The sequence below is a fragment of the Paenibacillus auburnensis genome (assembly GCF_927798115.1).
In the GTDB taxonomy this organism is placed as follows: domain Bacteria; phylum Bacillota; class Bacilli; order Paenibacillales; family Paenibacillaceae; genus Paenibacillus_AQ; species Paenibacillus_AQ auburnensis.
The window spans coordinates 1,002,413-1,026,131 of the sequence record NZ_CAKMMG010000001.1 but is presented as its reverse complement, the minus strand read 5'-3'; the positions used below and the strand labels follow the sequence as shown (position 1 = coordinate 1,026,131).

The following is a 23,719-nucleotide window of genomic DNA, read 5'->3' as shown; positions in this document are numbered from 1 at the left end:
TTTAAATTATATGATTCATATCTTATAAGTCCTAATGGACAGAAAGGAACTCTCATTTGAGCCAAAACAAACGGAAAACCGCCGCGATTCCCCAAATGAGCAAACAGGAGAAACGTAAGGCAGAGCTGGAGCAGCAGAAGCAGAAAACGAGAATCCTGATTGTCAGCACAATAGCTTTAGTCATCATTATCTTTGTAGGGTTATATTTGCTGGCAGCAAAGGACAATTCTAATGAGGGTTCTTCCGCCGAGCCGGTAAGTTTTAACTACAGTGAACTTCCAAGACTCGGAAAAGAGGAGGCACCGGTCAAAATCGTCGAATTCGGTGATTTTAAATGTCCGGCCTGCGCTCAATTCACCGGTGTTATTAAGCCGCAGATTGTCCAGGAGTATGTGAATCAGGATAAAGCAGCCTTTTATTTTGTAAACATGGCTTTTATCGGCCCGGATTCGACTACAGCTTCACTCGCCGCATTGTCTGTCTATCATCAGAACAGTGATGCATTCTGGACCTATTATGACGCTCTCTATGCCAATCAGGGCGACGAGAACAAGGAATGGGCGACCACAGACTATTTAGTGGATCTGGCCCGGAAGGAAAGCCTACCGGTTGATTTTGATTTGCTGCGCAAAGATATTGAAGACAAGACCTATATGGATGAATTACAGACCGATATTGATCTTGCTAAAAACGTCGGAGTTAGTTCAACACCAACCGTATTTGTTAATGGAGTGATGGTTAAAGAACCGTTTAATATTGAAGCCATCGACGCCCAGATCAAAGTCGCTTCTGAAGCGGTGGTTGCCGAGTGATGAAATTCTCTACCTTTTGCCGTCGCCACTGTCTGTATCTGGCCTGGTTTGTGTCCATCATTGCCGTTGCCGGTAGCTTGTACTTAAGTGAAGTCCTCAAATATGAACCCTGTAAGCTGTGCTGGTTCCAGCGTATCTTTATGTATCCGCAGCTGTTTCTGCTTGGAATTGCCACGTACCGGGGGGATAAGCGCATCATTCCCTACGTATTGCCATTAAGTATTATTGGCGGGAGCATCTCACTGTATCACTATGCCGAGCAGAAGATTCCTGCGCTGAGCAAAGTGCTTCCATGCACCGTCGGCGTTCCTTGTAATCAGGATTATATTAACTTATTGGGGTTCATTACAATTCCATTAATGGCTCTGACAGCGTTTGTGCTGATCACAATATTGCTGTGGACCGGACGCAAGACTGATCAGACGGAATAGACAGAGGGTAGACTGAATTTCAAGCCTAAATTATTCCTGATTTTTCTGTCACATTTAGCATCCAAAACACTCAAAAACCAAGGTAATGAGGGATAATGCAAGAGAATGAAAGATCACCTTATCCCCGATCTTGGATTTGCGTGTTTTGGATGTTTTTTCATTCTTTTTTCATTTGATTCAAAGCTTTACTGTAAATGCATTGTAGACTATCATTAGACCTTGTGAGAAGTTGAATATGCGCTGAATTTTCCGAAGGGAAAACGGGGGAACCAAACTTGGCCGTAAGGCCATTGGGGTGAATCGGAAGCGGCCAGAATGACCGCAACTGTAGGGCTACCACAGCCCGAATCCGCCAGCTAACCTCGTAAGCAAGGGTGGGATAATGACCATGCCTAGGCATGCGGATCATTTCCGTATGCTTATTTTTGTGCCTGCATTTATGAAATCCGCCTATGAAAACAGCGCACGGTACTACCGTTTCAACTCACAAAGAGAGGAACTGTTACTACAATGGTAAGCAAGGTAAAACGACTATTGATCGGGCGTCCGATGAAGTCGAACGAACTCGATCATGAAAAGTTATCCAAGGTGAAAGCACTGGCTGTCCTGTCTTCTGATGCGCTCTCGTCTGTAGCCTACGGAACGGAACAAATCCTGATTGTACTGGTGGCCGCAGGTTTCACTGCCATCTGGTACTCACTGCCAATTGCATTAGCCGTTCTGGGCTTGCTGGCCATACTTATTTTGTCCTATCGCCAGACGATCTTCGCTTATCCGCAAGGGGGCGGGGCGTATATCGTGGCCAAGAGCAATCTGGGTGTTCCTACCGGTCTGTTAGCCGGAGGCTCTTTATTGGTAGACTATATTCTTACTGTTGCGGTTAGTGCCTCAGCCGGTACAGACGCGATTACATCCGCTTTTCCAGGTTTGCATGATCATTCTGTACTGATTGCGGTATCCGTTATATTACTATTAACAATTGTCAATCTGCGCGGTGTTACAGAATCGGCTTCTTTTATAGCAATCCCGGTATATTTGTTCGTAGTATCTATCTTTGTCCTGATTATTGCCGGAGTATTCAAATACATGACCGGCGGCGCTCATGCCAATGTGCCTGAAATCGGGTCCGCTGTATCAAACGTCAGCCTGTTCCTCCTGCTTAAGGCATTCAGCTCCGGCTGTTCGGCCTTGACCGGGGTAGAAGCGGTATCGAATGCGATCCCGAACTTTAAGGCGCCGGCAGAAAAAAATGCAGCCAAAACCTTGATGATGATGGGGCTTATCCTTGGTATTATGTTTACAGGAATTACCCTTCTGGCCTACTGGTACGGAGTAATGCCTGATGAAAAAGCAACCGTTGTTTCACAAATTGCTGAATCCACTTTCGGCCGCGGCGGTTTGTACTTCTTCATTCAAGGAATCACCGCTGTGATTTTGTTCCTGGCAGCAAATACGGCATATTCGGCATTCCCGCTGCTTGCTTTTATGTTCGCCAAAGACAAATACCTGCCCCATGCCTTTATGGTCCGCGGAGACCGGCTGGGCTTCTCTAATGGTATTATTTTTCTCGGAGTGCTATCAGCATTACTGGTTGCTGCGTTCCACGGAAATACAGAAAGCCTGATTCCGCTCTATGCGGTAGGGGTATTTATCCCGTTCACTTTATCCCAGCTTGGGATGATGGTGCATTGGTATAAGGATAGACCAAAGGGCTGGCAAAACAAATTCGCCGTCAATACAGTGGGTATGCTCACTACACTTACAATTACACTGATTTTCATTATTACGAAATTCTCAAGTGTCTGGATGGCCTTCATCTTCTTGCCGGTTGTTATGATCGTATTCCACCGCATTCACGGCCATTATCTGAATACTGCAGATCAGCTGCGCATTTGCCCATCTACAGATAAACCGTGTATCAAGGGCAGTACAGTAGTAGTTCCGGTCGCTGGTGTTACCCGTGCCGTGCTGCATTCGATCAGCTATGCGAAGTCTCTGACCGAAAATGTGGTCGCTGTCTACGTTGGTTTTGATGAAGAAGAGATTCACAAGATGGAGCAAAAGTGGGAGGAATGGAATCCGGGCGTCCGCCTGATTGTCCTTCGTTCCCGTTACCGCAGCATCATCCGTCCATTAGTGAAGTTTATCGATACGGTAGAGTGGAAGACTGCTTCGACAGACCATATTACAATTCTGATTCCACAGTTTATCACTAAGCATTGGTGGCAGGCGATTCTGCATAACCAGACCAGCTTGTTCATCCGCTCGTATTTAATGAATCAAAAAGATATTGTTGTAGCGACAGTACCCTATCATTTGCACAAATAGACAGGTATATTCCAGCAGACGGCTGTTTCCGTATTTCACGGATGCAGCCGTTTTTTATTTAATTTAACCGATCTGATTCTCAGTATACAGATGGGGAAATAAATAATATATTGACATAGATAATGAGAATCAATATCATTTAAAGAGTTAAGGCGAAGGCATTCCAAAAACCTTTGACCAAAAAGGATAAATATACAGGAGGGGTATTACATGTTTTTATTTGATCAAAAGAAATCCGGGAGTAGGAAGCTGGTGTTGGCCGGCCTCTTGACTATGACTGTTTTATTGTCCGCTTGCGGCAATAACAACAATGGCAATACGGCTAATTCAAGTGCTGCACCTGCGGCAACAGCTGAGGCTACCGCTGCACCGGCAGAAACCGCTGCTCCGGCTGCGGAGAAGACTGTGACTGACGCCATGGGACATAAAGTAACTGTTCCGGCAAATCCACAGCGTGTGCTTGGTTCTTATCTGGAAGACTATCTGGTAACACTCGGGGTAACTCCAGTTGCCCAATGGTCGGTGTCAAACGGGATTCAGGACTACTTGTCCGACGCGCTTAAAGATGTGCCTACAATCAGCTACGATCTTCCGCTGGAGGCTGTAACCAGCTTCGCACCGGACTTCCATATCGTCCAGTCTGAAGGCACTGTGCAGAATGGTCTGTATGATCAGCTGAACAAAATCGCACCTACCTATGTACTGGGCGATGAAATCAGCAAGGACTGGCGCAAAACGCTGCTTACAATCGGTGACCTGCTGAATAAGACTCCTGAGGCTGAAAAAGCAATTGCTGACTACGACCAGAAGGCTGCTGATGCTAAGGAAAAAATTACAGCATCATTCGGTGACAAATCCGTTGCCATTCTGTGGCTGGTGCAAAAGAGCTTCTTTATTGTGGATGAGACACGCAGCAGTGGCGCTGTATTATACGGCGACCTTGGCTTGAAGCTTCCTAACCTTGTAACAGAGATTCCGGCTGACTCTAGAGCGACCTGGAATCCAATTTCACTTGAGAAACTGGCTGAACTGACTGCCGATCATATCTTCCTTGTAAACAGCGATAAAACAGATGCATCAGAAATTCTGAACGGACCCATCTGGAAGGGTATTCCTGCGGTTAAGGCAGGAAATGTTACCGAACTCAGTGCATCCGGCAGCTGGCTCTACAGCGGCGCTTATGCTAATTCCAAAACGATTGATGATGTACTTAGCGCGCTTGTAAAATAAGTGAGCTGAAATTTCACAACCGCTCGGGAAATGTGCAGGTTCTTTTACCTTCGGGTATAAGGCCTGCATCTTTTTTAGGAGTATTGTGAAAAATAGAACAAATTTTTCATGAGATCCTTGGAGTCTTGTACATGTTTCTTTTATTTGCGATAATGAGAATGATATACAGTATCAATCAACTGATATTCGTTATCATCGATGACTTGAATTTAATCCATTAAGGGGAAGACTTATGGCCGCATCTACACATTCTACAGCTAACCATACAAAGATGGATGGAGCGATGCCGCTGAAATCTAGACCAGCTGCGGCAGCTTTCATTTTACTTTTCGGACTTGCAGCAATGGTCTTCGGTCTCGCGCTTTCCGTTTCGGTAGGTGCGGCAGATATTAAGCTGGTAACGGTCTGGGAAGCTGTATTCAGGTTTAACCCGGATCTACAGCAGCATCAGATCATCAGGGAGTTGCGGATTCCCCGCGCACTGGCAGGCGCTTTAGTCGGAGCCTGTCTTGCCGTCGCAGGAGCAATTATGCAGGGAATGACCCGTAATCCGCTGGCAGACTCTGGTCTGCTTGGCCTGAATGCAGGTGCCAGCGCAGCGTTAGCATTAACCTTTGCCTTAGCGCCAGCGACATCCTTTTTATACATCATGTTGTATTGCTTCATCGGTGCCGCAGCAGCATCTATTCTGGTATTCGGGATAGGTTCACTTTCCCACAGCGGTCTGACGCCGCTGCGGCTTACTCTGGCAGGTGCAGCAGTAAGCGCGTTGTTACTTGCCGTGAGCCAAGGGGTAGCAATTTTGTTTCATCTTTCCCAAGACATCGCCTTCTGGATGGCTGGCGGCATCGGAGGGGCCAATTGGACCCAGCTTAGAATCATGACACCATGGATTACGGGAGCACTGATTCTCGCCATGCTGCTGTCACGCTCGATTACCCTGCTAAGTCTGGGCCGGGATGTAGCGGCAGGGCTTGGGCAGCGCACAAGGCTAGTACAATTTACCGGAATGATTGTCGTCGTGATTCTGGCAGGAGCGGCTGTTTCGACAGTAGGACCTATCGCTTTTGTCGGGCTGATAATACCGCATATAACACGATATCTGGTCGGCGTGGATTACCGGTGGATCCTGCCCTGTTCGGCGGTGCTGGGAAGCCTTCTGATTATTTTTGCTGATATTGCGGCCAGACTTATTAACGCCCCTTATGAAACTCCGATTGGCGCTTTAATTGCTGTTATCGGCGTACCGTTTTTTGTATATTTGGCAGGCAAGCGGAAGGGGGAGCTGTAATGAACCGATTCGAAGCCTCTCCCGCAGTGAAGCCGCGACGCAGCCGCGACATCACCATAATATCTCTGCTGGCAATACTCATTATTGTCATGTTTGTGATCAGCATGAATACCGGACTCATGCGCTTGTCGCCGCTTGATGTCTTACATACATTGCTTGGCGGCGGAACTGAGCAGCAAAAGCTCATTCTGTTTGATTTCCGGCTGCCGCGCATCGTGATTTCAATACTCGTCGGTGCAGGCTTTGCTGTATCAGGCTGCATTCTGCAAGGTCTGTCGCGCAATGCCCTGGCCGAGCCATCCACACTGGGCATCAATGCTGGTGCGGGATTTGCTGTCATCATTTTTATCTCGTTTGTACCGGCTACAACCGCTGCCCATATTTATGTACTTCCGCTGATGGCACTGGTAGGAGCTGTTTTTACTGCCGCACTGATTTATGTTTTGTCTTATCGCCGTGAAGACGGCTTGTCACCCACCAGAATGATTCTGATTGGGATTGCAGTAGGAGCGGGTATCTACGCTTTCCAGCTTATTCTATCCTTAAGGCTGGATCCGCAGAATTTTCAATTCGTGTCGATTTGGCTGGCCGGTAAAATATGGGGCGGGGATTGGCGGTTTGTACTTGCGCTTTTGCCTTGGATTGTCATTCTGCTTCCATTTGCCTTCTATAAGTCCCGGGTGCTTAATCTGTTGAGTCTGGGCGATCAGACTTCGGCAGGGCTCGGGCTGTCGGTGGAGAAGGAACGTATTCTACTGTTGGCTGCAGCAGTCATTCTGTCAGGTGCCTGTGTTGCCGTAAGCGGCGGCATTGGATTCGTGGGTCTCATCGCACCTCATCTGGCCCGCAGGCTGGTTGGTCCGAAACATCAGGTGCTGCTGCCGGCATGCGCATTAGTGGGCGCTCTGCTGTTAATTACGGCTGATACCATCGCCCGGTGGATTCTGCAGCCCGCAGAGATACCGACCGGTATCGTTGTGGCAATCATCGGCGCACCGTATTTCTTATATTTGTTAGCCAGATCAAAGGCCTGAAATAATAAAAATTCGTAAGGAGTGGATATCATGTCAGAACGATTGAACACAGAACAGTTAAGCATTGGGTATGCAGAGGCTACGATTGTTAATGGCCTGAACTTGTCGCTTCCGACTGGAAAAATCACGGCGCTGGTAGGGGCAAACGGATCCGGGAAATCCACCATCCTCAAAACCATGGCACGGATTATGAAGCCTAAGAGCGGTAGTGTCATGCTGGACGGAAAATCGATTCATACGCTATCCACCAAGGAAGTGGCCCGCCAGTTGGCGATTCTGCCGCAGAATCCGACAGCTCCTGACGGACTGACGGTATCCGAACTGGTTGGGTATGGCCGCTATCCGCACCAAAAAGGATTCGGAACGATGACGCCTGAGGACCGCAGCATTATCGCAAACGCGATTACAGTGACGGGGATGGAGGAGTTCCACGATCGCCCGATAGACCGCCTCTCCGGTGGCCAGCGCCAGCGGGCCTGGATAGCTATGGCCCTAGCCCAGCAGACAGATATTCTGTTCCTGGATGAACCGACTACCTTCCTTGATATGGCTCACCAGCTGGAAGTGCTGCAGCTCTTGCAGAAATTGAACGAGGAAGAAGGGCGAACCATCATCATGGTGGTGCATGATCTGAATCATGCCTCCCGTTATGCTCAGCATATGGTGGCGATTAAATCGGGTACGGTAATCAGTGAAGGTACTCCTGCAGAGGTTATGACACCCGATGTTCTACGCAAAGTATTTGGTATTGAATGTGACATTGTTCCAGATCCGCGTACCGGCGTGCCATTGTGCCTGCCTTATGAGCTTGCAGCCTCAAAGGCAGCTGGTTTGTAGATTCCGCTGAAGGTGCAGGGAACAAAGGAGGAATTACTATGGATGAGGCACAGACACCTGAACTGATAAAAGATTTTGGCAGCAAATTTGATCTTCATCCCGTAGTACCAGAGGGTGCGAGGTATTCTTTTGCCGCTAGTGAGCTGGCCCGTGAAGAGGGCATGAGGGCCTTTATAGAGTGCTACCGGCCAATGATCAAGGGGCTGGATGACAAAGTAGCGGCGTCTTATTTCGCCGGGTCATTCGGCAACGTGGCGCTTGCCGTGCAGTACGCAATTTCTGTTTACTCTGCGATGCCAGAGGTCAGCTTGTCCAGCCTGTCTGTGCATCTCATTCCTGCTGAAGGATACTGGCGGGTAGCCTTTTCCTTAGACGAATCGAACTTCAGTCCGGCTCCTACGGATCCTGAGCTGCGGATCTGCTGGCGAAACGGCAGGTTAACACAATTCTATCAGGAAACTGCAGCACCACTACTGAGTGTATTATCTAAGGTTTCAGGCCTTGGACTCAGTGAGATTTGGGGACAGCTGCCAACCAAATTCAATTACTATATTGAAATGCTGGCCGACGGCAATAATAGCGTCTTTATGCAGACCGTACAAGCTGACTACAAGTATCTGACGGACGAAATGCCTGCAGCAGTATTTCAGCTTGCGAGAAATCCGTTCCACGTGAAGGTACGGAAGGTGGAAGCACTTGCTGATCCGGCTTCTACGGTCCAAATGCGCAACCGCTGCTGCCTTTACTACCGTACAGAAGGGGGAAGCTACTGCTATACTTGCCCCCGGCTGACAGAGGAAGAACGGGCCAAACGCAGAGCCGAATACCGTAACAGCACTGCTTCGGCACAGGCTTAGATTATATTTTATGAAATTGCCGCATAATTTATATAGGACAATTTCAAGCGAGGCTCCCGGTCATTGACAAGGGAGCCTGTTCGTTGTTACAGTTGTGGTTGCCGTAGTTAGGCTCTGAGTTCTCGGTATATTCTGCATAGATTAATGCCATTCTTTTTCCTTCGGATATATGTAGATCATCATTTTCAGGTAGTTAAAGGAGCATGAACGATGAATATCAATAAAATTCAAGAAGATTTGCAGCAGCTGCTTCCCATTGGAGTAGTTAGAAGCGGTGAAGTGCTGAAATCTTATGTGTTCACCCAAATAGGAGGCAAAGCGGACATCCTGGCTGCGCCCGTTTCGTATGAGGAAATCCGAACCATAGTTACATATGCACGCGAGAATCACATTCCGCTCACCATTCTGGGTAACGGTTCGAATGTCATTATCCGTGATGGCGGTATAAGGGGGATTGTCCTTCAGACCTCGGAGCTTAGCCAAATAGAAATTCAAGGGGAGCTTCTTGTTGCCCAGTGCGGTGCTAAGATTATTGATGCCTCTTATTATGCCCTGGAACAAAAACTGTCAGGCCTGGAATTTGCATGTGGTATTCCCGGAACAGTCGGTGGAGCTCTGTATATGAACGCCGGAGCATACGGCGGAGAAGTAAAGGATGTACTGGAGAGTGCCCTTGCCCTTAACCAATCGGGTGAAATGGTCACTTTACGAGGAGATGATCTGGAGTGGGGGTACCGGCACAGCATTTTTGCCAGTGGAGAATATATTGTGCTGGAGGCGCGGTTTGCCCTGAAGCCGGGGGATCCGGCTCAGATCAAAGCTTCAATGGATGAGCTTACTCACTTGCGGGAGTCAAAGCAGCCTCTTGAATATCCTTCATGCGGCAGTGTCTTCAAACGGCCGCCAGGGCGTTATGCCGGCCAGCTGATTCAGGAAAGCGGTCTGCAGGGAACCCGGATCGGCGGTGCTGAGGTTTCCCGTAAGCATGCCGGATTTATTGTTAACGCGGATAATGCAACCGCAAGTGATTACATTGGGCTAATTCAGCACGTGCGCGCTGCAGTTAAAGACAAATTCGGCGTGGAACTGGAGACCGAAGTGAAGATTATCGGAGAAGAATAAATCAGGCCGCGGGAATTCCCGCGGCCTTTTATATCGCTTAACTCAAAGTAAGGGTATATTTCGCACGGTCCGTCTGCAGCTCGACTTTATCGGCGTCAATTGTCTGCAGCTTAAGACCGCTTACGGCGATTTCATAGCTTTGCTGCGGAAGCGGCACAAGATCACCATCTGCATTCAAGGTGCTTCCCGAACCTCTCAAGATCAGCGCGTCGCCCAGATAATCATCGATGGTATCCTCTGAATCCCGGTAATCAACGCTCTCTAAACTGAAATGGACCGTATCCAAATCATTCAGCTCCTCTTTAGTAATTACAATCGTTTCATTTACTTCTGAGGTAAGCCATTCCATAAGCTTTTGCACGTTTTGTTCCATTGGCTGATCCCATCCTTGTTATTGGAGATTATAATTTTTAAGTTACCCCTTTCATTGAAATTGAATCCATTTTGTAAAATTAGCTTGAACGGCCAACTGTGGCAATAAACGTTGAAGATTTTGATTAATTACATTAATGATTTATTGTATGAATCTCACCGGAAACTCATAGTACATTGACAGAAGCAGGAGGAAGAACACGGCTGCAATGTTTGCCTGCTTATTCAGGAGTGTACAATACTACTATGCGCATTCTATGCAATTCAAATTGACTGTAGAAGGTGAAGCTGATGTTGAATGCTGTCCTGTGGGGAGCGGTTTCCGGATCTGCTGTACTAATTGGTGCGCTAATGGCGCTTTTTCTGCCTATCCGGACAAAGTTTATTGGCTTTATTATGGCATTCGGAACAGGAGTGTTAATCGGAGCCGCCGCCTATGAGCTGCTGGACGATTCCGCTAATGATGGTGGACTTCTCCCGACCATTATCGGATTTACAGCCGGTGCGCTGGTATTCACCTTGTTCGACTGGTACATCTCGCGAAAAGGCGGCTCCGGACGCAAACGGTCCGTTAGAGGTGCTGGCGGCTCCAAGGGAAATGGCAGCGGGCTGGCGATTTTTGCTGGTACGGTGCTGGATGCGATTCCTGAGTCCATCATGATCGGGGCCAGCCTGATCTCCGGTCAGGGGGTTAGCCTGCTGTTAGTTATTGCTATTTTTATCAGTAATATTCCCGAGGGGCTCTCCAGTACGGCCGGACTCAAACAGGATGGCTACAGCAAAACTAAGGTGATGCTGCTCTGGCTCAGCGTACTCGTTATTTCGACGCTCGCCTCGGGTGCTGGCTATAGCTTTATGGATCATGCCAGCGGATATACAACGGCGATTATTGCCTCTTTTGCCGGGGGCGGAATCATTTCGATGGTATCCTCCAGCATGATGCCGGAGGCCTATGAGGAGGGAGGTCCGCTGACCGGATTTATGGCCGCGCTAGGTATGCTGTGTTCACTAATTTTGGATCATCTTTGAGGGTTGCCAGCGATCCGCGAAACATGATATAGTTCAAGACGCTAGTATAAGTATAAGAAGAATTCTGCGTATATGCCGCAGGAGAGGTTCGCAAACTCCCTCTATAAAAAACTAAGGCCGCTTTGTGCATATCGACAATGTATATTTATCATGTTATGCCCATGCGTCAATAAGACAACAACCTGACCGCCAGACGGCTAGAGAATGCCGTATCCTGGTGTCTTTGAGGTTTGTCTTCTTAGTAGAGCCAAGTTTTCGAAATCTCGTTCTTCTTTCCGAATCCGGCAGTAGCCGCAGGAAAAGAGAGGGGTTTTTTGTCATGTCAGAAGGCAGAATGAAAGAGGAAATGCAGGAAGTTACCCTGCTGGGCAATCAGGGAACACAATATAAATTCGGGTATGCTCCCGAAATCCTGGAAAGCTTCGATAACAAGCATCCCGGCCGTGATTATTTTGTGAAATTCAATTGTCCGGAGTTCACCAGTCTGTGTCCCGTTACCGGGCAGCCGGATTTCGGCGTGATGTACATCTCTTACATTCCGGATATCAAGATGGTTGAATCCAAATCGCTGAAGCTCTATTTGTTCAGCTTCCGTAATCATGGTGATTTTCATGAAGATTGTGTCAACATTATTATGAATGATCTGATCTCCTTGATGAATCCGCGTTATATCGAAGTGTGGGGCAAGTTCACACCGCGCGGCGGCATTTCGATTGATCCTTACTGCAACTGGGGACGTCCGGGAACCAAGTATGAAGCGATGGCCGAGCACCGGCTGATGAATCATGATATGTATCCGGAGAAAGTTGATAATCGGTAAGGCCCAGAGCAGTAGTGGAGAGGAGAACGGAAAATGAATAAAAAAGCACTCGTTGTATTCAGCGGCGGACAAGATAGCACCACTTGCCTCGTATGGGCGATTAAGCACTTCGAAGAGGTTCAGGTAGTTACTTTTAACTATAATCAGCGGCATGCAGCCGAGATTGAAGTTGCCAAAGAGATTGCTGCAAAGTTTGGTGTAAAGCAGCATATTCTGGATCTGGGACTGCTCAATCAGCTAGCACCTAACGCCTTAACACGGGATGACATCGAGATTGAAGCCGGAGAAGATGGGGAACTGCCAAGTACGTTCGTGGACGGGCGTAATCTGTTGTTCCTGTCCTTTGCCGCGATTCTGGCTAAACAGTTGGGCTATGCCAACATCATCACCGGTGTATGCCAGACGGATTTCAGCGGGTATCCCGACTGCCGGGATGTGTTCGTGAAGTCCCTGAATGTGACACTCAATCTGTCGATGGACTATGAATTCGTTATTCATACGCCGCTGATGTGGCTGGATAAAAAGGAAACCTGGAAGCTGGCCGATGAACTGGGTCACTTTGACTATATCCGTGAGCACACGTTGACGTGCTATAACGGCATCGTGGGCAGCGGCTGCGGCACCTGTCCGGCGTGTCTGCTGCGTCAGCGCGGCCTTGAGCAATACATGGCAGAACAAACGAAAGGTGGTCTATAATGCTGGGCGAAGTATCGGTCTGCAAAATATTCACCTTTGATTCCGCTCATCAGCTGGTCGGACACAAAGGCAAATGCAGCAACCTGCATGGGCATACCTATAAGCTTGAAGTTGTGTTAAAAGGCAAACCTTTAACCGAAGCAGGGCACTCTGATGAAGGCTTTGTTGTGGATTTTAGCGACATTAAGGCGATTGTGCAGCAAATTCTGGTAGACCGTCTGGACCATGCTTTTCTGGCGATGGGGAATGAGCCTGTGCTGGAAACTCTTCAGAATTCCGGTTCTAAAGTGGCGCTGCTCGGATTCCGTACAACTGCAGAGAATATGTCTGCCTATGTGGCCTATCAACTGAAACAGGCATCATTGCCGCTGTATTCAGTCAAGCTGTGGGAGACGCCAACCTCTTGGGCAGAGGTAATTGCTGCAGATATCCCGGAGGATGGACCTGCCTACCGCCTGTACGGGGGCTGTGACTGTGAGTAAGATACCGGTAATTGAAATCTTCGGCCCGACGATTCAAGGGGAGGGCGCTGTGATCGGTGTCAAAACAATGTTCGTCCGTACCTACGGCTGTGATTACCGTTGTAGCTGGTGCGACTCCGCCTTTACCTGGGATGGCTCTGCCAAGGATATTGTACGGATGCTGGAGCCGGAGGAGATTATGAATGAGCTTCTTGCGCTGGCCGGCCAGAACTTTGACTCTGTAACCATTTCCGGCGGGAATCCGGCCCTGCTCGGCAGCAGTATGGCGGAATTTGTTGCACTGCTGCATGAGCGCGGCATTCAAGCCGCTATCGAAACACAGGGCAGCCGCTGGCAGGACTGGTTCTATGAGATCGATACACTGACGATCAGCCCCAAGCCGCCAAGCTCGGGAATGAAGACGGACTGGGCGATGCTGGACAGCATCATGATTAAGCTGAAGGAGCAAGGTAAAGCTGCGCACAGCCTGAAGGTCGTGGTGTTTGACGAACAAGACTATGCCTATGCCAAAAGCGTGCATCAGCGCTATCCAGGAGTTCCGCTCTACCTGCAGCCCGGGAATGAGAATGTGACGGAACCGGGGGACATCTCGGCACGTCTCTTAGGACGGCTGGAATGGCTGTTCAATCTTGTGATCGCTGATCCGGAGATGAACCGGGCACGGGTGCTGCCGCAGCTGCATGCGCTGATCTGGTATAACAAGCGGGGCAAATAACTTCAGGGAACAAAGGGGTATCTTAGCACCATTTGATGGTGTTTGAGATGCCCTTTTTTGCTGTATTGCCTTATGAAAAGTTATAATATGGAATAGCGGAATGATCATTTTTTCATAAAAAAGGAGGTACTGCCATGGAATTCAAATCGCCGCAGATTAATCTCTACGTCAGCGATTTAGCCGCTTCACGGGAGTTCTATGAAATGCTTGGGTTTAAGCTGACATTTACTGCCGAAGTTGAGGGTCAAGCGGTACATCATGAATTTGTGCTGGACGGGTTTAAGGTCGGGCTGGCAACCAAGGAATCTACCCATAAAATACACGGGTTGACACCAGGGGCGAATTCCGGCAGTGAAATTGTCCTGTGGACAGAAGACACTGACCTTGCGGTACAATATGTGCTGGAGAATGGTGGCGTGCTGCTGTCAGAACCACATGATTTCTTGAACGGTCTGCGTTCAGGATGGGTTCAGGATCCGGATGGAAACCCCATCCAAATTGTTAGCCGGACAAGCGGGTAGCAAAACCGTGCAAGCCGCGATTGTAACCCGGTGGATGATAGAGACCGCCTGATTCAAGCGTATCCAGAAATTTCACCTGTTGCGGATCTACTGGGCCTCTTGGTCTGATATAATCTTTTTCAGTATAAATAGTAAAGTAGTATCGAAGAGCCAAGGAGGAGTTATCAATGTCAACCGCACTGCTAATTATTGATGTTCAAGAGGCGATGTTTTCTTATCCGGATATGAAGCTGTATGACGTGGACAATGTAATGAACCGGATTGTATCTCTGCTCGATAAAGCGCGATCCGCAAACATTCCGGTTGTGTATATTCAGCATACGGAAGACGAGGAGTATACCAGGGGATTGCCGACCTGGGAGATCAGCAGCCTTGTGAAGCCCCGGGAAGGTGAGACAATCGTTGAGAAGCCGACCTGGGATGCTTTTCACCGGACCCGGCTGCATGAAGAGCTCCAGCGTCAAGGAATTACAGATCTTGTGATCTGCGGGATGCAAACGGAGTTCTGTCTGGATACTACGTGCCGTTGTGCCTACAGTATGGGTTACAACAGTATACTCGTTCAGGATGCACACAGTACCTTCGATAATGGAAAGCTAAGCGGTGAAGAAATTGTGAGGCATCACAATGGAGTGCTCGGTGGAAGGTTTGTAAGCCTGAGTCCTGCCGATGAAATAACGTTTCAATGAATCCAGTGAAAACCGCGATGAAGCCAATCCGCCGTTCCCGGCTGAGGCTGTTTGCCGGCAAGCGGTATTTTACCTGGAAGAGATACTTACAATGGCTGACCCGACCTGTTAAAAAGGCGAAGGTTCGCACGGCTGACCCATTGGACCATAAAGCAGCCAGTCATGCAACACCGCTGCTGCGCAGTTTACGGAATGTAGATATGCAGCTCCAGTACAATAAAATCACGAACCTGAGGCTGGCCGCAGCGAAACTGGATGGACTGCTGATCCGTCCCGGCGAGACCTTCTCCTATTGGCGAAGCATCGGCAAGCCGACCCGCCGCAAAGGCTATCTGGACGGAATGGTTCTCTATTCCGGAGGTTTTCGTTCCGGCACGGGTGGGGGGTTATGCCAGCTATCCAATCTGATCTACTGGATGACGCTGCACACACCACTGACCGTAACCGAGCGGCACCGGCACAGCTATGATGTCTTCCCGGATGAGCGCCGGACTCAGCCTTTTGGCAGTGGAGCTACATGCGCCTATAATTACCTTGATCTGCAGCTCAAGAACAATACAGAGCATACGTATCAGCTGAAGCTTCATCTGGATGCCACTCACCTGCATGGTGAGTGGAGATGCGAAGCGGAGCAAATGTACCGTTATGAAGTATACGAGGCGGATCATGTGATCAGCCTGGAGCCATGGGGCGGCTACATCCGCAGCAACATCATCCGGCGCAAGGTGCTGACACGCAGCGGAGAACTTGCAGGGGATGAGGCTGTGGCGGAGAACCATGCGCTGATGATGTACTCCCCGCTGCTGTATCCGCCTGCCGGCACGGAAGGAGCGTCGAAACCCTCATGAAGCCCGGTAAGGACTGGTATTGGAAGACTGATGAGGAAGTGGGGCTAAGCAGGAGAAGCACTCGGCAACGGCATATCAGGGTTTGGCTGGTGTTGTTCATCGTTCTTCTGACAGCCGCTGGTCTTGGAGCTTGGCTTCTGATGGAGGGTGTATTTGACTTTTTCAGGCATATTGAGGGTTAAGACTTTCAGATTTGGGGATAAGCCAGAGGAGTTTAGGGTTATAACATAGTATGCTGCTAACCACTGTAGCCCGCTAAGTTCATTACTCTATTTCCAAAGGAGTGGACCTCGTCATGAAGGCAGTAACATATCAAGGGAAAAAGAAAGTCGAAGTCAAGGAAGTAGCCGACGCTAAGCTGGAAAAAAAGGACGATATTGTTGTACGCATCACCTCTACCGCAATTTGCGGCTCCGACCTGCATATTTATAACGGCGAAATTCCGGGCATGCATGATGATTACGTCATCGGGCATGAGCCGATGGGAATTGTCGAGGATGTGGGACCGGAGGTTACTAAAGTGAAAAAAGGGGACCGTGTCATCATTCCCTTTAACGTAGCCTGCGGACAATGTTATTTCTGCCAGCATGAGATGGAAAGCCAGTGCGATCATTCGAATGAGGCCAAGGACACCGGAGGATTCCTGGGTTATTCAGATACGTACGGAGGTTATGCCGGTGGCCAGGCAGAATTGCTTAGAGTGCCTTATGGCAACTTCGGACCGTTCGTGGTGCCGGAGGATGCGGAGATGGAGGATGAGAAGCTGCTCTTCCTCTCTGACATTGTACCTACCGCCTGGTGGGGGGTTGAAAGTGCTGGTGTGAAGCCCGGAGATACCGTAATTGTCCTGGGCTGCGGTCCGGTCGGCCTGCTGACCCAGAAGTTCGCCTGGATGAAGGGAGCTTCCCGTGTGATCGCCGTTGATCATGTCCCGTATCGTCTACAGCATGCCAAAAAGACAAATAATGTGGAGATTTTTAATTTTGAAAAAGTCAAGGACATCGAGGCGCATCTCAAGGAGATTACCCGCGGCGGAGCGGATGTAGTCATTGACTGTGTCGGGCTGGATGCTAAAAAGACAGTAGCGGAAAAGGTGGAGACAGCCTTGATGCTTCAGGGCGGGTCGCTTGGGGCCTTCCGGATTGCGACTCAGGTAGTCCGTAAATTTGGGACCATCCAATTAGTCGGTGTGTATGGCCTCAACTATAATTTGTTCCCTCTTGGCCAGTTATTTGAACGCAATATTTCACTGAAAATGGGGCAGGCACCGGTCATTCACTACATGCCGACCCTCTACAAGATGATCAAGGAGAATAAGTTCGATCCCACTGACATTATCACCCACCGGCTGCCGATCAGCAGAGCGGAGCATGGCTACCAGGTGTTTCAAGAGAAAGAAGAGGATTGCATCAAAGTGATTCTTAAGCCTTAACATAAGCTGAATAGCTGTACACTCTTAGAGGCATGAGTTCTAGCGGGCAGCAGGAACTTGTGCCTCTATCAAATGATTTTTCCTGAAAAAGCTGCTTTTTTTCGAAAATTGAGGTAAATTTACATAGGTATCATCTAACTGACCTGAAAGGACGCTTTGCTGTGAATGCTAAAAAACCGCCCGTTCCGGTTCCGCTATTAATGCTGATTGGAATTGTGGCCATCTCTTTTTCGTCCATTTTTATTAAATGGTCCTCGGCTCCGGCCTCTGTTCAAGGCATGTACCGGCTGTTGTTCACTTCGCTGCTGATGCTGCCGTTTGCCCGGCCTTACAGCGGAGCAGCCTTTGCCTTGCGCCGTAAAGACTGGGTGCTGCTCGGATTCTCCGGTATGATGCTCGCCTTGCATTTTTTACTGTGGATGGGCTCGCTCAAATTCACTTCCGTTGCCAGCTCAACGATGATAATGGCGCTGGAACCCGTTTTTATTATGATTGGGTGCTATGTACTGTATAAAGAGAAAAGCACACTCTCTGCGATTACCGGTCTTGGGATTGCGATCTTCGGAACCGTATTTATCGGCTGGGGTGATATTGGACTGTCTCCGGATAATGTAAAAGGTGATCTGTTGTCCATTGGCGGAACTGCCGCTGTTGCGGTACATATGATGGTTGGCCAGCGCCTTGTTTCCCGTATGCCGTCTTATCTGTACAGCCTAATTGTATTTATCTCCGCATCTATAGTTTTCGCGGTTTATAATGTGCTGGCCGGTATTCCGTTCTTTGATTATCCGCCGAAAGAGTGGGGGATTTTCGTTCTGCTGGCTGTGGTACCGACTGTCTTTGGCCACATATTATTCAACTGGCTGATGCAGTATGTATCGGCTACAACAGTCTCAATGAATATACTCGGAGAACCGGTTGGGGCGAGTATTCTGGCTTTCCTGCTGCTTGGAGAGAAGCTGAACGGACTGCAATGGACCGGGGGCTTGCTTGTAATGGCAGGACTGGCTGTCTACTTATATGCAGGACGCAAAAAAACACTGGGGATTGAAGATTCTCTTCCCAGCGCATCGTAAGCAGAGGAACAGCTAACTTCACACATAAAAGGGGTATTTAACATAATGAATGATCATGATTTGAACCAGCCAGCAGCGGCTTCCTCCAGTGAGGAAACATGGAACGAAGATACGTATGCTGCCTGGACCAGCCGTTTCGGCACACCTGCGGAAGCTGCCGCAAAGCTGGCTAAAGATCCGCAGAGCAGATTATTTCCGCTGAATGCTTATATAGGAGAGGTAAGCGGGAAGAAGATTATGAACCTCATGGGTTCAAATGGTATGAAAGCTGTGGCGCTCAGCCTGCTCGGAGCTGAGGTGAGTGTAGCAGACTTCTCTGAAGCCAACGCTCGTTATGCAGCTGAACTGGCGGAGGAAGCAGGCGTGAAGCTAACGTATATCGTCTCTGATGTTCTGAAGCTGCCAGAAGGAACATTGGATAGCTCCTATGACATTGTTTTTGCCGAGATGGGGATTGTCCATTATTTTACCGATCTTACGCCATTTATGGACACGGTCTATCAGCTGCTGGCTCCCGGGGGACGGTTCGTACTGCGGGATTTCCATCCGGTTACGACCAAGCTGATTACCTCTAAGGGATCGACAGCCAAAGTACGCAAGCATAAGGTAGACGGTGATTATTTCGACACGACCCTGGAAGAGAAGAAGGTATCGTATTCCAAATATCTGCCTGCTACAGGGCAGGAGCCTGGAAGTGAACAGAAGCATAGTGTGGTTTATTGGCGGCGCTGGACACTAGGGGAGCTTGTGACAGCGGCAGCACGCAGCGGACTTATCATCCGCGAGCTGGCTGAAGAGCCGAACCTGTCGTCAGATGTGTATGACAAGGGAATTCCCAAGACCTTTACCTTGGTTGCTGAGAGAAACTAAAACAATAATAAACCGGCATGATCATGCGAGCTTTCCCAAAAAGCAGAGCAGACATGCCGGTTTATTATTATTTAATGACATTAACTATAATTATTAATGTCATTAAATATAACGACTACATTTGGGTAATATATAGAAAATGTTTGTTAATAAACGATATGTTGCTTAATCTGCGGACCCGCTTTCGCCGGCAACCTCTATAAATGCCTGCTGCAACGGTGTCAGCGTATGATCTTTCCGCCATGCCAGTACAAACCCGCCCTGTTCCGCCTGATTGCCCGGAAGGGGGGCATAACGCAGACTTCCCAGCGCCAATTCCGCTTCGATCCCCGCCTTGGAGAATAACCCCACGGAGCCTCCTTCACTAACCATTCTTTTATGTGCTTCTGGAGAATTCACCACAGCATGATTCCATAACCGGACCCCGTTAGCCTGTGCCCATTTGTCAGCCGTCTCCCCCAAATAAGAAGCGGGTTCATGCTGAATCCACGGCTCAAGCGCTAGCAGCTCGGCTGTTAATTCCGCAGTTTGTGCAAATGGATGACCCGGTGCAAAGATAAGTACCACCTCATCGTCAGCCATAATCTTCGTATGAAAAAAGTCATCGCCGCTATCCGCCAGATGCAATACTGCCATCTGGATTTCCCGGCTCCGCAGCCGTTCCCGCAATTGCAGGTCGCTTTGTACCTTTAATGAGATATCGATGCCCGGATGCAGATTAATGAATTGTGAGAGCAGCTTTGGCAAAACATATGTACCAGGAATATAAGAAGCTTCCAGCTCCAGATTTCCTGAAGTAAGCGAAGAGAACTGCTTAACACTACGCTCTGCTTCAACAGCCAGGGAAACGATTCTTACAGCATATTGATACAGCGCACGACCAGCATCGGTCAATAGTACACGGCCGCTTCGGTATTGAAAAAGTGAGGTACCCAGTTCACTTTCCAGACTTTTCATATGAAAGGTTACAGTTGGCTGCTTCAAGCCCATCTCAAAAGCCACATCCGTTACCTTTTTATATTTTTCTATCAGAACAACGATTTGTAGTTTGGTTATATTCATGACTTTCCCCCAGATGCGTACTGAAAATTTATCGTTTTATATCTCTAATATAGATTATATCTATAATGATATACATTTTCTATTAGTATTTTTATCTTCCGTTTTACAAAACCAAGACTTTTCTCTAACGAACGAGCTCTAGAATAAGAAGAGTAAAGCAGAGAGACAACATAGAGGAAGCTTCCAAAGTGAGTTTTGTCAGAAGCAGATTCGATGGGGCACAACCACACAAAACCTAAGCTAATGCTTCCGAAGCAAAAAAGCAGAGGCTAACCAAACTTTAGGAGGAACAAAATCAATGCAATTCAGAAAATCGTGGATCATGGCTTTGGCATTAACCAGCGTAGTGGCACTTTCGGCATGCGGCAACAACGGAAATAATACCGCAACTAATAACGGGGGCAATAACGCAGCTGCGACAAATACACCTACAGAAAGCAGCAGCGGCAGTGATTTAAGCGGATCGATCCTGGCTTCGGGTTCTACAGCCCTGCAGCCGCTCGTTGAGCAAGTAGCAGAAAGCTTCATGGACGCAAATAACGGCGTTGACATTCAGGTTCAAGGCGGAGGAAGCGGCACCGGATTGACACAGGTTGCTGAGAAACAAGTGGATATCGGAAACTCCGATGTATTTGCAGAAGAGAAACTGAAGGATGCCGATGCTGAAAAAGCAAAAGCACTGGTTGACCATCAGGTAGCAGTTGTGGCTATCGCCGCTGTATCCAACCCGGATGCAGGCGTAGACAGCTTGACCAAGCAGCAGCTGGTTGACATTTTCACAGGCAAAATCACGAACTGGAAAGATGTAGGCGGTGCAGATCAGGCGATTCAAATCATCAATCGTCCAAGCAGCTCCGGTACCCGTGCAACCTTTGAAAACTTTGCGCTTGGAACCAAAACGGAAGATCTTCAAGGCTCTGTACAAGAGGATTCCTCCGGTACAGTTAAGAAAATGATCGGTGAAACTCCGGGAGCTATCGGTTACCTGGCTCTGTCCTACCTTGACGATACCGTGAAGACCCTGAACTATGATGGTGTTGAGCCTTCTGTAGACAACGTAATTAGCGGTAAATATCCGGTTTGGGCTTACGAGCACATGTACACTAACGGCGAGCCGAATGAGATCGTAAAAGCATTCCTTGATTACATGCTTACTGACGAAGTACAAAACGGCGACGTTGTTGACCTTGGCTACATTCCGGCAAATCAAATGCAGGTTTCCCGTGATGTGGAAGGCAACGTAACTAAGAAATAATTAAAAACACAATTATCACTGGATATCATCCACTAGAACTTCATGTGATTAGAGGCGGAAATCTTCTGCCTCTCTTTTCACTTTAGAAAGAGGGAGCACCTTGCGGGTAAAACCAAAGAAAACACGGATTGAAAAACATCATATTGAAGACTTTTTAGGGCGTATTTATATGTCCTTTTGTGTGCTGTTACTAATCGTGATCATTGTATCAATGGTCTATTTTGTAGCGTCTAAAGGGATCGCTAACTTTGTCAGCGGTGAAATGAAGGTGTCGGATTTCTTGTTTGGCAGTAAGTGGGCACCTGAAGCGGATACACCTTCATACGGGGCACTGCCTTTTATTACTGGTTCATTCCTTGTCACGCTGCTCGCTGCACTTATTGCAAGTCCTCTTAGTATATGTGCCGCTCTGTTCATGACCGAAATTGTTCCGGGCTGGGGGAAGAAGCTGCTGCAGCCGGTAATCGAGCTGCTATCAGGGATACCTTCCGTAGTGTACGGCTTTGTAGGACTCAGTGTTATTGTTCCCTTCTTGCGAAACACCTTTCCCGGCCAGGGCATCGGGGTTGCTGCAGGCGCGCTTGTGCTGTCGGTTATGATTCTTCCGACCATTACAAGCGTGGCTGCAGACGCGCTTGCTTCTTTGCCGCAAAATTTGAAAGAATCCTCATTTGCGCTCGGTGCCACACGGTGGCAGACAATCTCCCGGGTGATTCTTCCGACTACGCTGCCAGCCATTATGACTGGGGTAGTTCTGGGGATGGCCCGCGCGTTCGGTGAAGCTCTGGCTGTGCAGATGGTTATCGGTAATGCGCCTTTCGTGCCGCGCTCGCTTTTTGAATCGGCTTCCACATTGACCAGTGTAATTACGCTCAGTATGGGGAACACAACGATGGGCTCGCCGCAAAATAACGCGCTATGGAGTATGGCGCTGGTTCTTATGCTGATGACGTTTATCTTCGTCCTCCTCGTAAGAATGCTCGAAAGGAGAAATAAGATTTGAAGCCGAGAACTGCAGACAAAATCGCCACTACGCTTATCGTCTTTTTCGCATTGCTGATTGTAGCCATTCTGGTTGGGCTGCTGGGTTATATTCTGGTCCGCGGACTCAATCATATCAGCTGGGATTTCTTGACCTCAGCACCGCAAAAAATCCGCGCAGGCGGAGGAGTAGGGCCGCAGCTGTTCAATTCGTTGTATCTGCTGGTGCTCACCTTAATCATCACCGTTCCGCTCGGCCTTGGCGCCGGGATCTATATGGCGGAATATGCACGTCCAGGTAAGATCACCGGTTTCATTCGTCTGATCGTAGAGGTGCTCTCATCATTCCCGTCTATTGTTGTGGGTTTGTTCGGCCTCCTCCTGATCGTCAACTACTTTGATCTTGGCTTCTCGCTGATCTCCGGTGCGATTGCTCTGACATTCTTCAACTTGCCGCTGATGGTGCGGATTACGGAGCAGGCTTTCCGAACCGTACCGAAGCAGCAAAAGGAAGCAGGGTTTGCGCTCGGGCTCTCCAAATGGAAGATTGTGACTTCGGTATTGCTTCCGGTTGCACTGCCTACGATCATCACCGGAACGATCCTGTCCGCAGGACGCGTCTTCGGGGAAGCAGCGGCACTTATGTTCACAGCTGGGATGAGCAGCCCTCGCCTGAATTTCTCAGACTGGAATCCGCTGCATTCGAACTCACCGCTTAACCCGTTCCGTCCGGCCGAAACACTGGCTGTGCATATCTGGAAAGTTAACAGTGAAGGTCTGGCCCCGGATGCAATGCAAATCGCTGCCGGAGCCTCGGCGGTGCTCGTAATTATGGTCCTGCTGTTTAACCTGCTTGCCCGTTACTTCGGCAGATTTATTTACCGCAAGCTTACAGCATCCAAAAGAATGAACTAATCAGTAATTATTAG

Annotated in this window: 26 protein-coding genes and 2 riboswitches; of the genes, 24 read left to right on the top strand and 2 right to left on the bottom strand. The window is 48.7% G+C overall.

Annotated elements, in window-relative coordinates; genetic code table 11:
- Window positions 1–95 precede the first annotated feature (95 nt).
- The 9 genes from L6H70_RS04675 to murB all read left to right on the top strand — a co-directional run bounded on the left by L6H70_RS04675 (window position 96) and on the right by murB (window position 9,942).
- Window positions 96–812 carry a DsbA family protein gene (locus tag L6H70_RS04675; RefSeq protein ID WP_236330234.1) on the top strand — a complete coding sequence of 239 codons (717 nt, stop codon included), beginning with the start codon at window positions 96–98 and terminating at the stop codon, window positions 810–812.
- The gene (locus L6H70_RS04670; RefSeq protein WP_236333126.1) at window positions 812–1,243 is read left to right on the top strand and encodes a disulfide oxidoreductase; all 432 of its coding nucleotides are present in this window, start codon (window positions 812–814) and stop codon (window positions 1,241–1,243) included. Before L6H70_RS04675 ends, L6H70_RS04670 begins: the two co-directional genes overlap by 1 nt.
- Window positions 1,244–1,471: 228 nt before the next feature.
- Window positions 1,472–1,629, top strand: a riboswitch (cyclic di-AMP (ydaO/yuaA leader).
- Window positions 1,630–1,753: 124 nt separating this feature from the next.
- Window positions 1,754–3,571, top strand: coding sequence for an APC family permease (locus tag L6H70_RS04665; protein ID WP_236330231.1), 1,818 nt, complete (start codon window positions 1,754–1,756; stop codon window positions 3,569–3,571).
- A 273-nt stretch (window positions 3,572–3,844) separates the two neighbouring features.
- Entirely contained in the window at window positions 3,845–4,801 is a 957-nt protein-coding gene (locus L6H70_RS04660; protein WP_236330229.1) for an iron-hydroxamate ABC transporter substrate-binding protein, read from the top strand.
- A gap of 232 nt (window positions 4,802–5,033) precedes the next feature.
- A complete protein-coding gene (locus L6H70_RS04655) occupies window positions 5,034–6,092 on the top strand; it encodes a FecCD family ABC transporter permease (protein ID WP_423802769.1) in 1,059 nt (352 codons plus the stop codon).
- The gene (locus tag L6H70_RS04650) at window positions 6,092–7,126 is read left to right on the top strand and encodes a FecCD family ABC transporter permease (protein ID WP_236330227.1); all 1,035 of its coding nucleotides are present in this window, start codon (window positions 6,092–6,094) and stop codon (window positions 7,124–7,126) included. The genes L6H70_RS04655 and L6H70_RS04650 overlap by 1 nt, the downstream gene beginning before the upstream one ends.
- A gap of 30 nt (window positions 7,127–7,156) precedes the next feature.
- Window positions 7,157–7,963 carry an ABC transporter ATP-binding protein gene (locus L6H70_RS04645; RefSeq protein ID WP_236330225.1) on the top strand — a complete coding sequence of 269 codons (807 nt, stop codon included), beginning with the start codon at window positions 7,157–7,159 and terminating at the stop codon, window positions 7,961–7,963.
- 38 nt (window positions 7,964–8,001) lie between these two features.
- Complete coding sequence (locus tag L6H70_RS04640) at window positions 8,002–8,820, top strand: (2Fe-2S)-binding protein (RefSeq protein WP_236330222.1); 819 nt, start codon at window positions 8,002–8,004, stop codon at window positions 8,818–8,820.
- Window positions 8,821–9,030: 210 nt separating this feature from the next.
- Window positions 9,031–9,942, top strand: a complete 912-nt coding sequence (gene murB, locus L6H70_RS04635; protein ID WP_236330220.1) for a UDP-N-acetylmuramate dehydrogenase — start codon at window positions 9,031–9,033, stop codon at window positions 9,940–9,942.
- Window positions 9,943–9,979: 37 nt separating this feature from the next.
- On the opposite strand, the gene ymzB is transcribed toward murB, so the two are convergent.
- Entirely contained in the window at window positions 9,980–10,315 is a 336-nt protein-coding gene (ymzB, locus tag L6H70_RS04630; RefSeq protein WP_236330218.1) for a protein YmzB, read from the bottom strand.
- Window positions 10,316–10,605: 290 nt separating this feature from the next.
- Here ymzB and L6H70_RS04625 point away from each other — a divergent pair, with 290 nt between their 5' ends.
- The 12 genes from L6H70_RS04625 (at window position 10,606) to L6H70_RS04570 (ending at window position 19,492) form a co-directional block, all read left to right on the top strand.
- The gene (locus L6H70_RS04625; RefSeq protein WP_236330216.1) at window positions 10,606–11,343 is read left to right on the top strand and encodes a ZIP family metal transporter; all 738 of its coding nucleotides are present in this window, start codon (window positions 10,606–10,608) and stop codon (window positions 11,341–11,343) included.
- Between the two features lie 77 nt (window positions 11,344–11,420).
- Window positions 11,421–11,464, top strand: a riboswitch (PreQ1 riboswitch).
- Window positions 11,465–11,662: 198 nt separating this feature from the next.
- Window positions 11,663–12,163 (top strand): preQ(1) synthase, encoded by a 501-nt coding sequence (gene queF / locus L6H70_RS04620; RefSeq protein ID WP_236330214.1) that lies wholly within the window; start codon window positions 11,663–11,665, stop codon window positions 12,161–12,163.
- 33 nt (window positions 12,164–12,196) lie between these two features.
- Window positions 12,197–12,859, top strand: a complete 663-nt coding sequence (gene queC / locus L6H70_RS04615; RefSeq protein ID WP_236330212.1) for a 7-cyano-7-deazaguanine synthase QueC — start codon at window positions 12,197–12,199, stop codon at window positions 12,857–12,859.
- Window positions 12,859–13,341 carry a 6-pyruvoyl trahydropterin synthase family protein gene (locus L6H70_RS04610; RefSeq protein ID WP_236330210.1) on the top strand — a complete coding sequence of 161 codons (483 nt, stop codon included), beginning with the start codon at window positions 12,859–12,861 and terminating at the stop codon, window positions 13,339–13,341. The genes queC and L6H70_RS04610 overlap by 1 nt, the downstream gene beginning before the upstream one ends.
- Window positions 13,334–14,056, top strand: a complete 723-nt coding sequence (gene queE / locus L6H70_RS04605; protein ID WP_236330208.1) for a 7-carboxy-7-deazaguanine synthase QueE — start codon at window positions 13,334–13,336, stop codon at window positions 14,054–14,056. The genes L6H70_RS04610 and queE overlap by 8 nt, the downstream gene beginning before the upstream one ends.
- 134 nt (window positions 14,057–14,190) lie before the next feature.
- Window positions 14,191–14,577 carry a VOC family protein gene (locus L6H70_RS04600; protein ID WP_236330206.1) on the top strand — a complete coding sequence of 129 codons (387 nt, stop codon included), beginning with the start codon at window positions 14,191–14,193 and terminating at the stop codon, window positions 14,575–14,577.
- A gap of 167 nt (window positions 14,578–14,744) precedes the next feature.
- Window positions 14,745–15,266 (top strand): cysteine hydrolase family protein, encoded by a 522-nt coding sequence (locus tag L6H70_RS04595; protein WP_236330205.1) that lies wholly within the window; start codon window positions 14,745–14,747, stop codon window positions 15,264–15,266.
- Window positions 15,263–16,114 carry a VanW family protein gene (locus L6H70_RS04590; protein WP_236330202.1) on the top strand — a complete coding sequence of 284 codons (852 nt, stop codon included), beginning with the start codon at window positions 15,263–15,265 and terminating at the stop codon, window positions 16,112–16,114. The genes L6H70_RS04595 and L6H70_RS04590 overlap by 4 nt, the downstream gene beginning before the upstream one ends.
- The gene (locus tag L6H70_RS04585; RefSeq protein ID WP_236330200.1) at window positions 16,111–16,296 is read left to right on the top strand and encodes a hypothetical protein; all 186 of its coding nucleotides are present in this window, start codon (window positions 16,111–16,113) and stop codon (window positions 16,294–16,296) included. The genes L6H70_RS04590 and L6H70_RS04585 overlap by 4 nt, the downstream gene beginning before the upstream one ends.
- Before the next feature lie 113 nt (window positions 16,297–16,409).
- Window positions 16,410–17,546: a zinc-dependent alcohol dehydrogenase gene (locus tag L6H70_RS04580; protein ID WP_236330199.1), complete on the top strand. Its 1,137-nt coding sequence runs from the start codon at window positions 16,410–16,412 to the stop codon at window positions 17,544–17,546.
- 161 nt (window positions 17,547–17,707) lie between these two features.
- Window positions 17,708–18,622: a DMT family transporter gene (locus tag L6H70_RS04575; RefSeq protein ID WP_236330196.1), complete on the top strand. Its 915-nt coding sequence runs from the start codon at window positions 17,708–17,710 to the stop codon at window positions 18,620–18,622.
- A gap of 45 nt (window positions 18,623–18,667) precedes the next feature.
- Complete coding sequence (locus tag L6H70_RS04570) at window positions 18,668–19,492, top strand: class I SAM-dependent methyltransferase (protein ID WP_236330194.1); 825 nt, start codon at window positions 18,668–18,670, stop codon at window positions 19,490–19,492.
- Between the two features lie 165 nt (window positions 19,493–19,657).
- Here L6H70_RS04570 and L6H70_RS04565 read toward each other — a convergent pair whose 3' ends face one another.
- Window positions 19,658–20,554, bottom strand: coding sequence for a LysR family transcriptional regulator (locus L6H70_RS04565; protein WP_236330192.1), 897 nt, complete (start codon window positions 20,552–20,554; stop codon window positions 19,658–19,660).
- 298 nt (window positions 20,555–20,852) lie between these two features.
- Here L6H70_RS04565 and L6H70_RS04560 point away from each other — a divergent pair, with 298 nt between their 5' ends.
- The 3 genes from L6H70_RS04560 to pstA all read left to right on the top strand — a co-directional run bounded on the left by L6H70_RS04560 (window position 20,853) and on the right by pstA (window position 23,705).
- Window positions 20,853–21,809 (top strand): phosphate ABC transporter substrate-binding protein, encoded by a 957-nt coding sequence (locus tag L6H70_RS04560; protein ID WP_236330190.1) that lies wholly within the window; start codon window positions 20,853–20,855, stop codon window positions 21,807–21,809.
- 169 nt (window positions 21,810–21,978) lie between these two features.
- Window positions 21,979–22,812, top strand: a complete 834-nt coding sequence (pstC, locus tag L6H70_RS04555) for a phosphate ABC transporter permease subunit PstC (RefSeq protein ID WP_423802804.1) — start codon at window positions 21,979–21,981, stop codon at window positions 22,810–22,812.
- Entirely contained in the window at window positions 22,809–23,705 is an 897-nt protein-coding gene (gene pstA, locus L6H70_RS04550; protein ID WP_054940782.1) for a phosphate ABC transporter permease PstA, read from the top strand. Before pstC ends, pstA begins: the two co-directional genes overlap by 4 nt.
- Window positions 23,706–23,719 lie beyond the last annotated feature (14 nt).

Excerpts from the sequence above, each read along its gene's own strand:
- L6H70_RS04585 (WP_236330200.1), top strand. The coding sequence starts at position 16,111 with ATGAAGCCCGGTAAGGACTGGTATTGGAAGACTGATGAGGAAGTGGGG.
- queC (WP_236330212.1), top strand. The coding sequence starts at position 12,197 with ATGAATAAAAAAGCACTCGTTGTATTCAGCGGCGGACAAGATAGCACC.
- L6H70_RS04655 (WP_423802769.1), top strand. The coding sequence starts at position 5,034 with ATGGCCGCATCTACACATTCTACAGCTAACCATACAAAGATGGATGGA.
- L6H70_RS04650 (WP_236330227.1), top strand. The coding sequence starts at position 6,092 with ATGAACCGATTCGAAGCCTCTCCCGCAGTGAAGCCGCGACGCAGCCGC.
- L6H70_RS04580 (WP_236330199.1), top strand. The coding sequence starts at position 16,410 with ATGAAGGCAGTAACATATCAAGGGAAAAAGAAAGTCGAAGTCAAGGAA.
- L6H70_RS04665 (WP_236330231.1), top strand. The coding sequence starts at position 1,754 with ATGGTAAGCAAGGTAAAACGACTATTGATCGGGCGTCCGATGAAGTCG.
- L6H70_RS04565 (WP_236330192.1), bottom strand. The coding sequence starts at position 20,554 with ATGAATATAACCAAACTACAAATCGTTGTTCTGATAGAAAAATATAAA.
- L6H70_RS04645 (WP_236330225.1), top strand. The coding sequence starts at position 7,157 with ATGTCAGAACGATTGAACACAGAACAGTTAAGCATTGGGTATGCAGAG.
- L6H70_RS04675 (WP_236330234.1), top strand. The coding sequence starts at position 96 with ATGAGCAAACAGGAGAAACGTAAGGCAGAGCTGGAGCAGCAGAAGCAG.
- L6H70_RS04590 (WP_236330202.1), top strand. The coding sequence starts at position 15,263 with ATGAATCCAGTGAAAACCGCGATGAAGCCAATCCGCCGTTCCCGGCTG.
- murB (WP_236330220.1), top strand. The coding sequence starts at position 9,031 with ATGAATATCAATAAAATTCAAGAAGATTTGCAGCAGCTGCTTCCCATT.
- L6H70_RS04570 (WP_236330194.1), top strand. The coding sequence starts at position 18,668 with ATGAATGATCATGATTTGAACCAGCCAGCAGCGGCTTCCTCCAGTGAG.
- L6H70_RS04670 (WP_236333126.1), top strand. The coding sequence starts at position 812 with ATGAAATTCTCTACCTTTTGCCGTCGCCACTGTCTGTATCTGGCCTGG.
- L6H70_RS04610 (WP_236330210.1), top strand. The coding sequence starts at position 12,859 with ATGCTGGGCGAAGTATCGGTCTGCAAAATATTCACCTTTGATTCCGCT.
- L6H70_RS04560 (WP_236330190.1), top strand. The coding sequence starts at position 20,853 with ATGCAATTCAGAAAATCGTGGATCATGGCTTTGGCATTAACCAGCGTA.
- ymzB (WP_236330218.1), bottom strand. The coding sequence starts at position 10,315 with ATGGAACAAAACGTGCAAAAGCTTATGGAATGGCTTACCTCAGAAGTA.
- pstC (WP_423802804.1), top strand. The coding sequence starts at position 21,979 with ATGTCCTTTTGTGTGCTGTTACTAATCGTGATCATTGTATCAATGGTC.
- L6H70_RS04600 (WP_236330206.1), top strand. The coding sequence starts at position 14,191 with ATGGAATTCAAATCGCCGCAGATTAATCTCTACGTCAGCGATTTAGCC.
- L6H70_RS04625 (WP_236330216.1), top strand. The coding sequence starts at position 10,606 with ATGTTGAATGCTGTCCTGTGGGGAGCGGTTTCCGGATCTGCTGTACTA.
- L6H70_RS04595 (WP_236330205.1), top strand. The coding sequence starts at position 14,745 with ATGTCAACCGCACTGCTAATTATTGATGTTCAAGAGGCGATGTTTTCT.
- L6H70_RS04640 (WP_236330222.1), top strand. The coding sequence starts at position 8,002 with ATGGATGAGGCACAGACACCTGAACTGATAAAAGATTTTGGCAGCAAA.
- queF (WP_236330214.1), top strand. The coding sequence starts at position 11,663 with ATGTCAGAAGGCAGAATGAAAGAGGAAATGCAGGAAGTTACCCTGCTG.
- L6H70_RS04660 (WP_236330229.1), top strand. The coding sequence starts at position 3,845 with ATGACTGTTTTATTGTCCGCTTGCGGCAATAACAACAATGGCAATACG.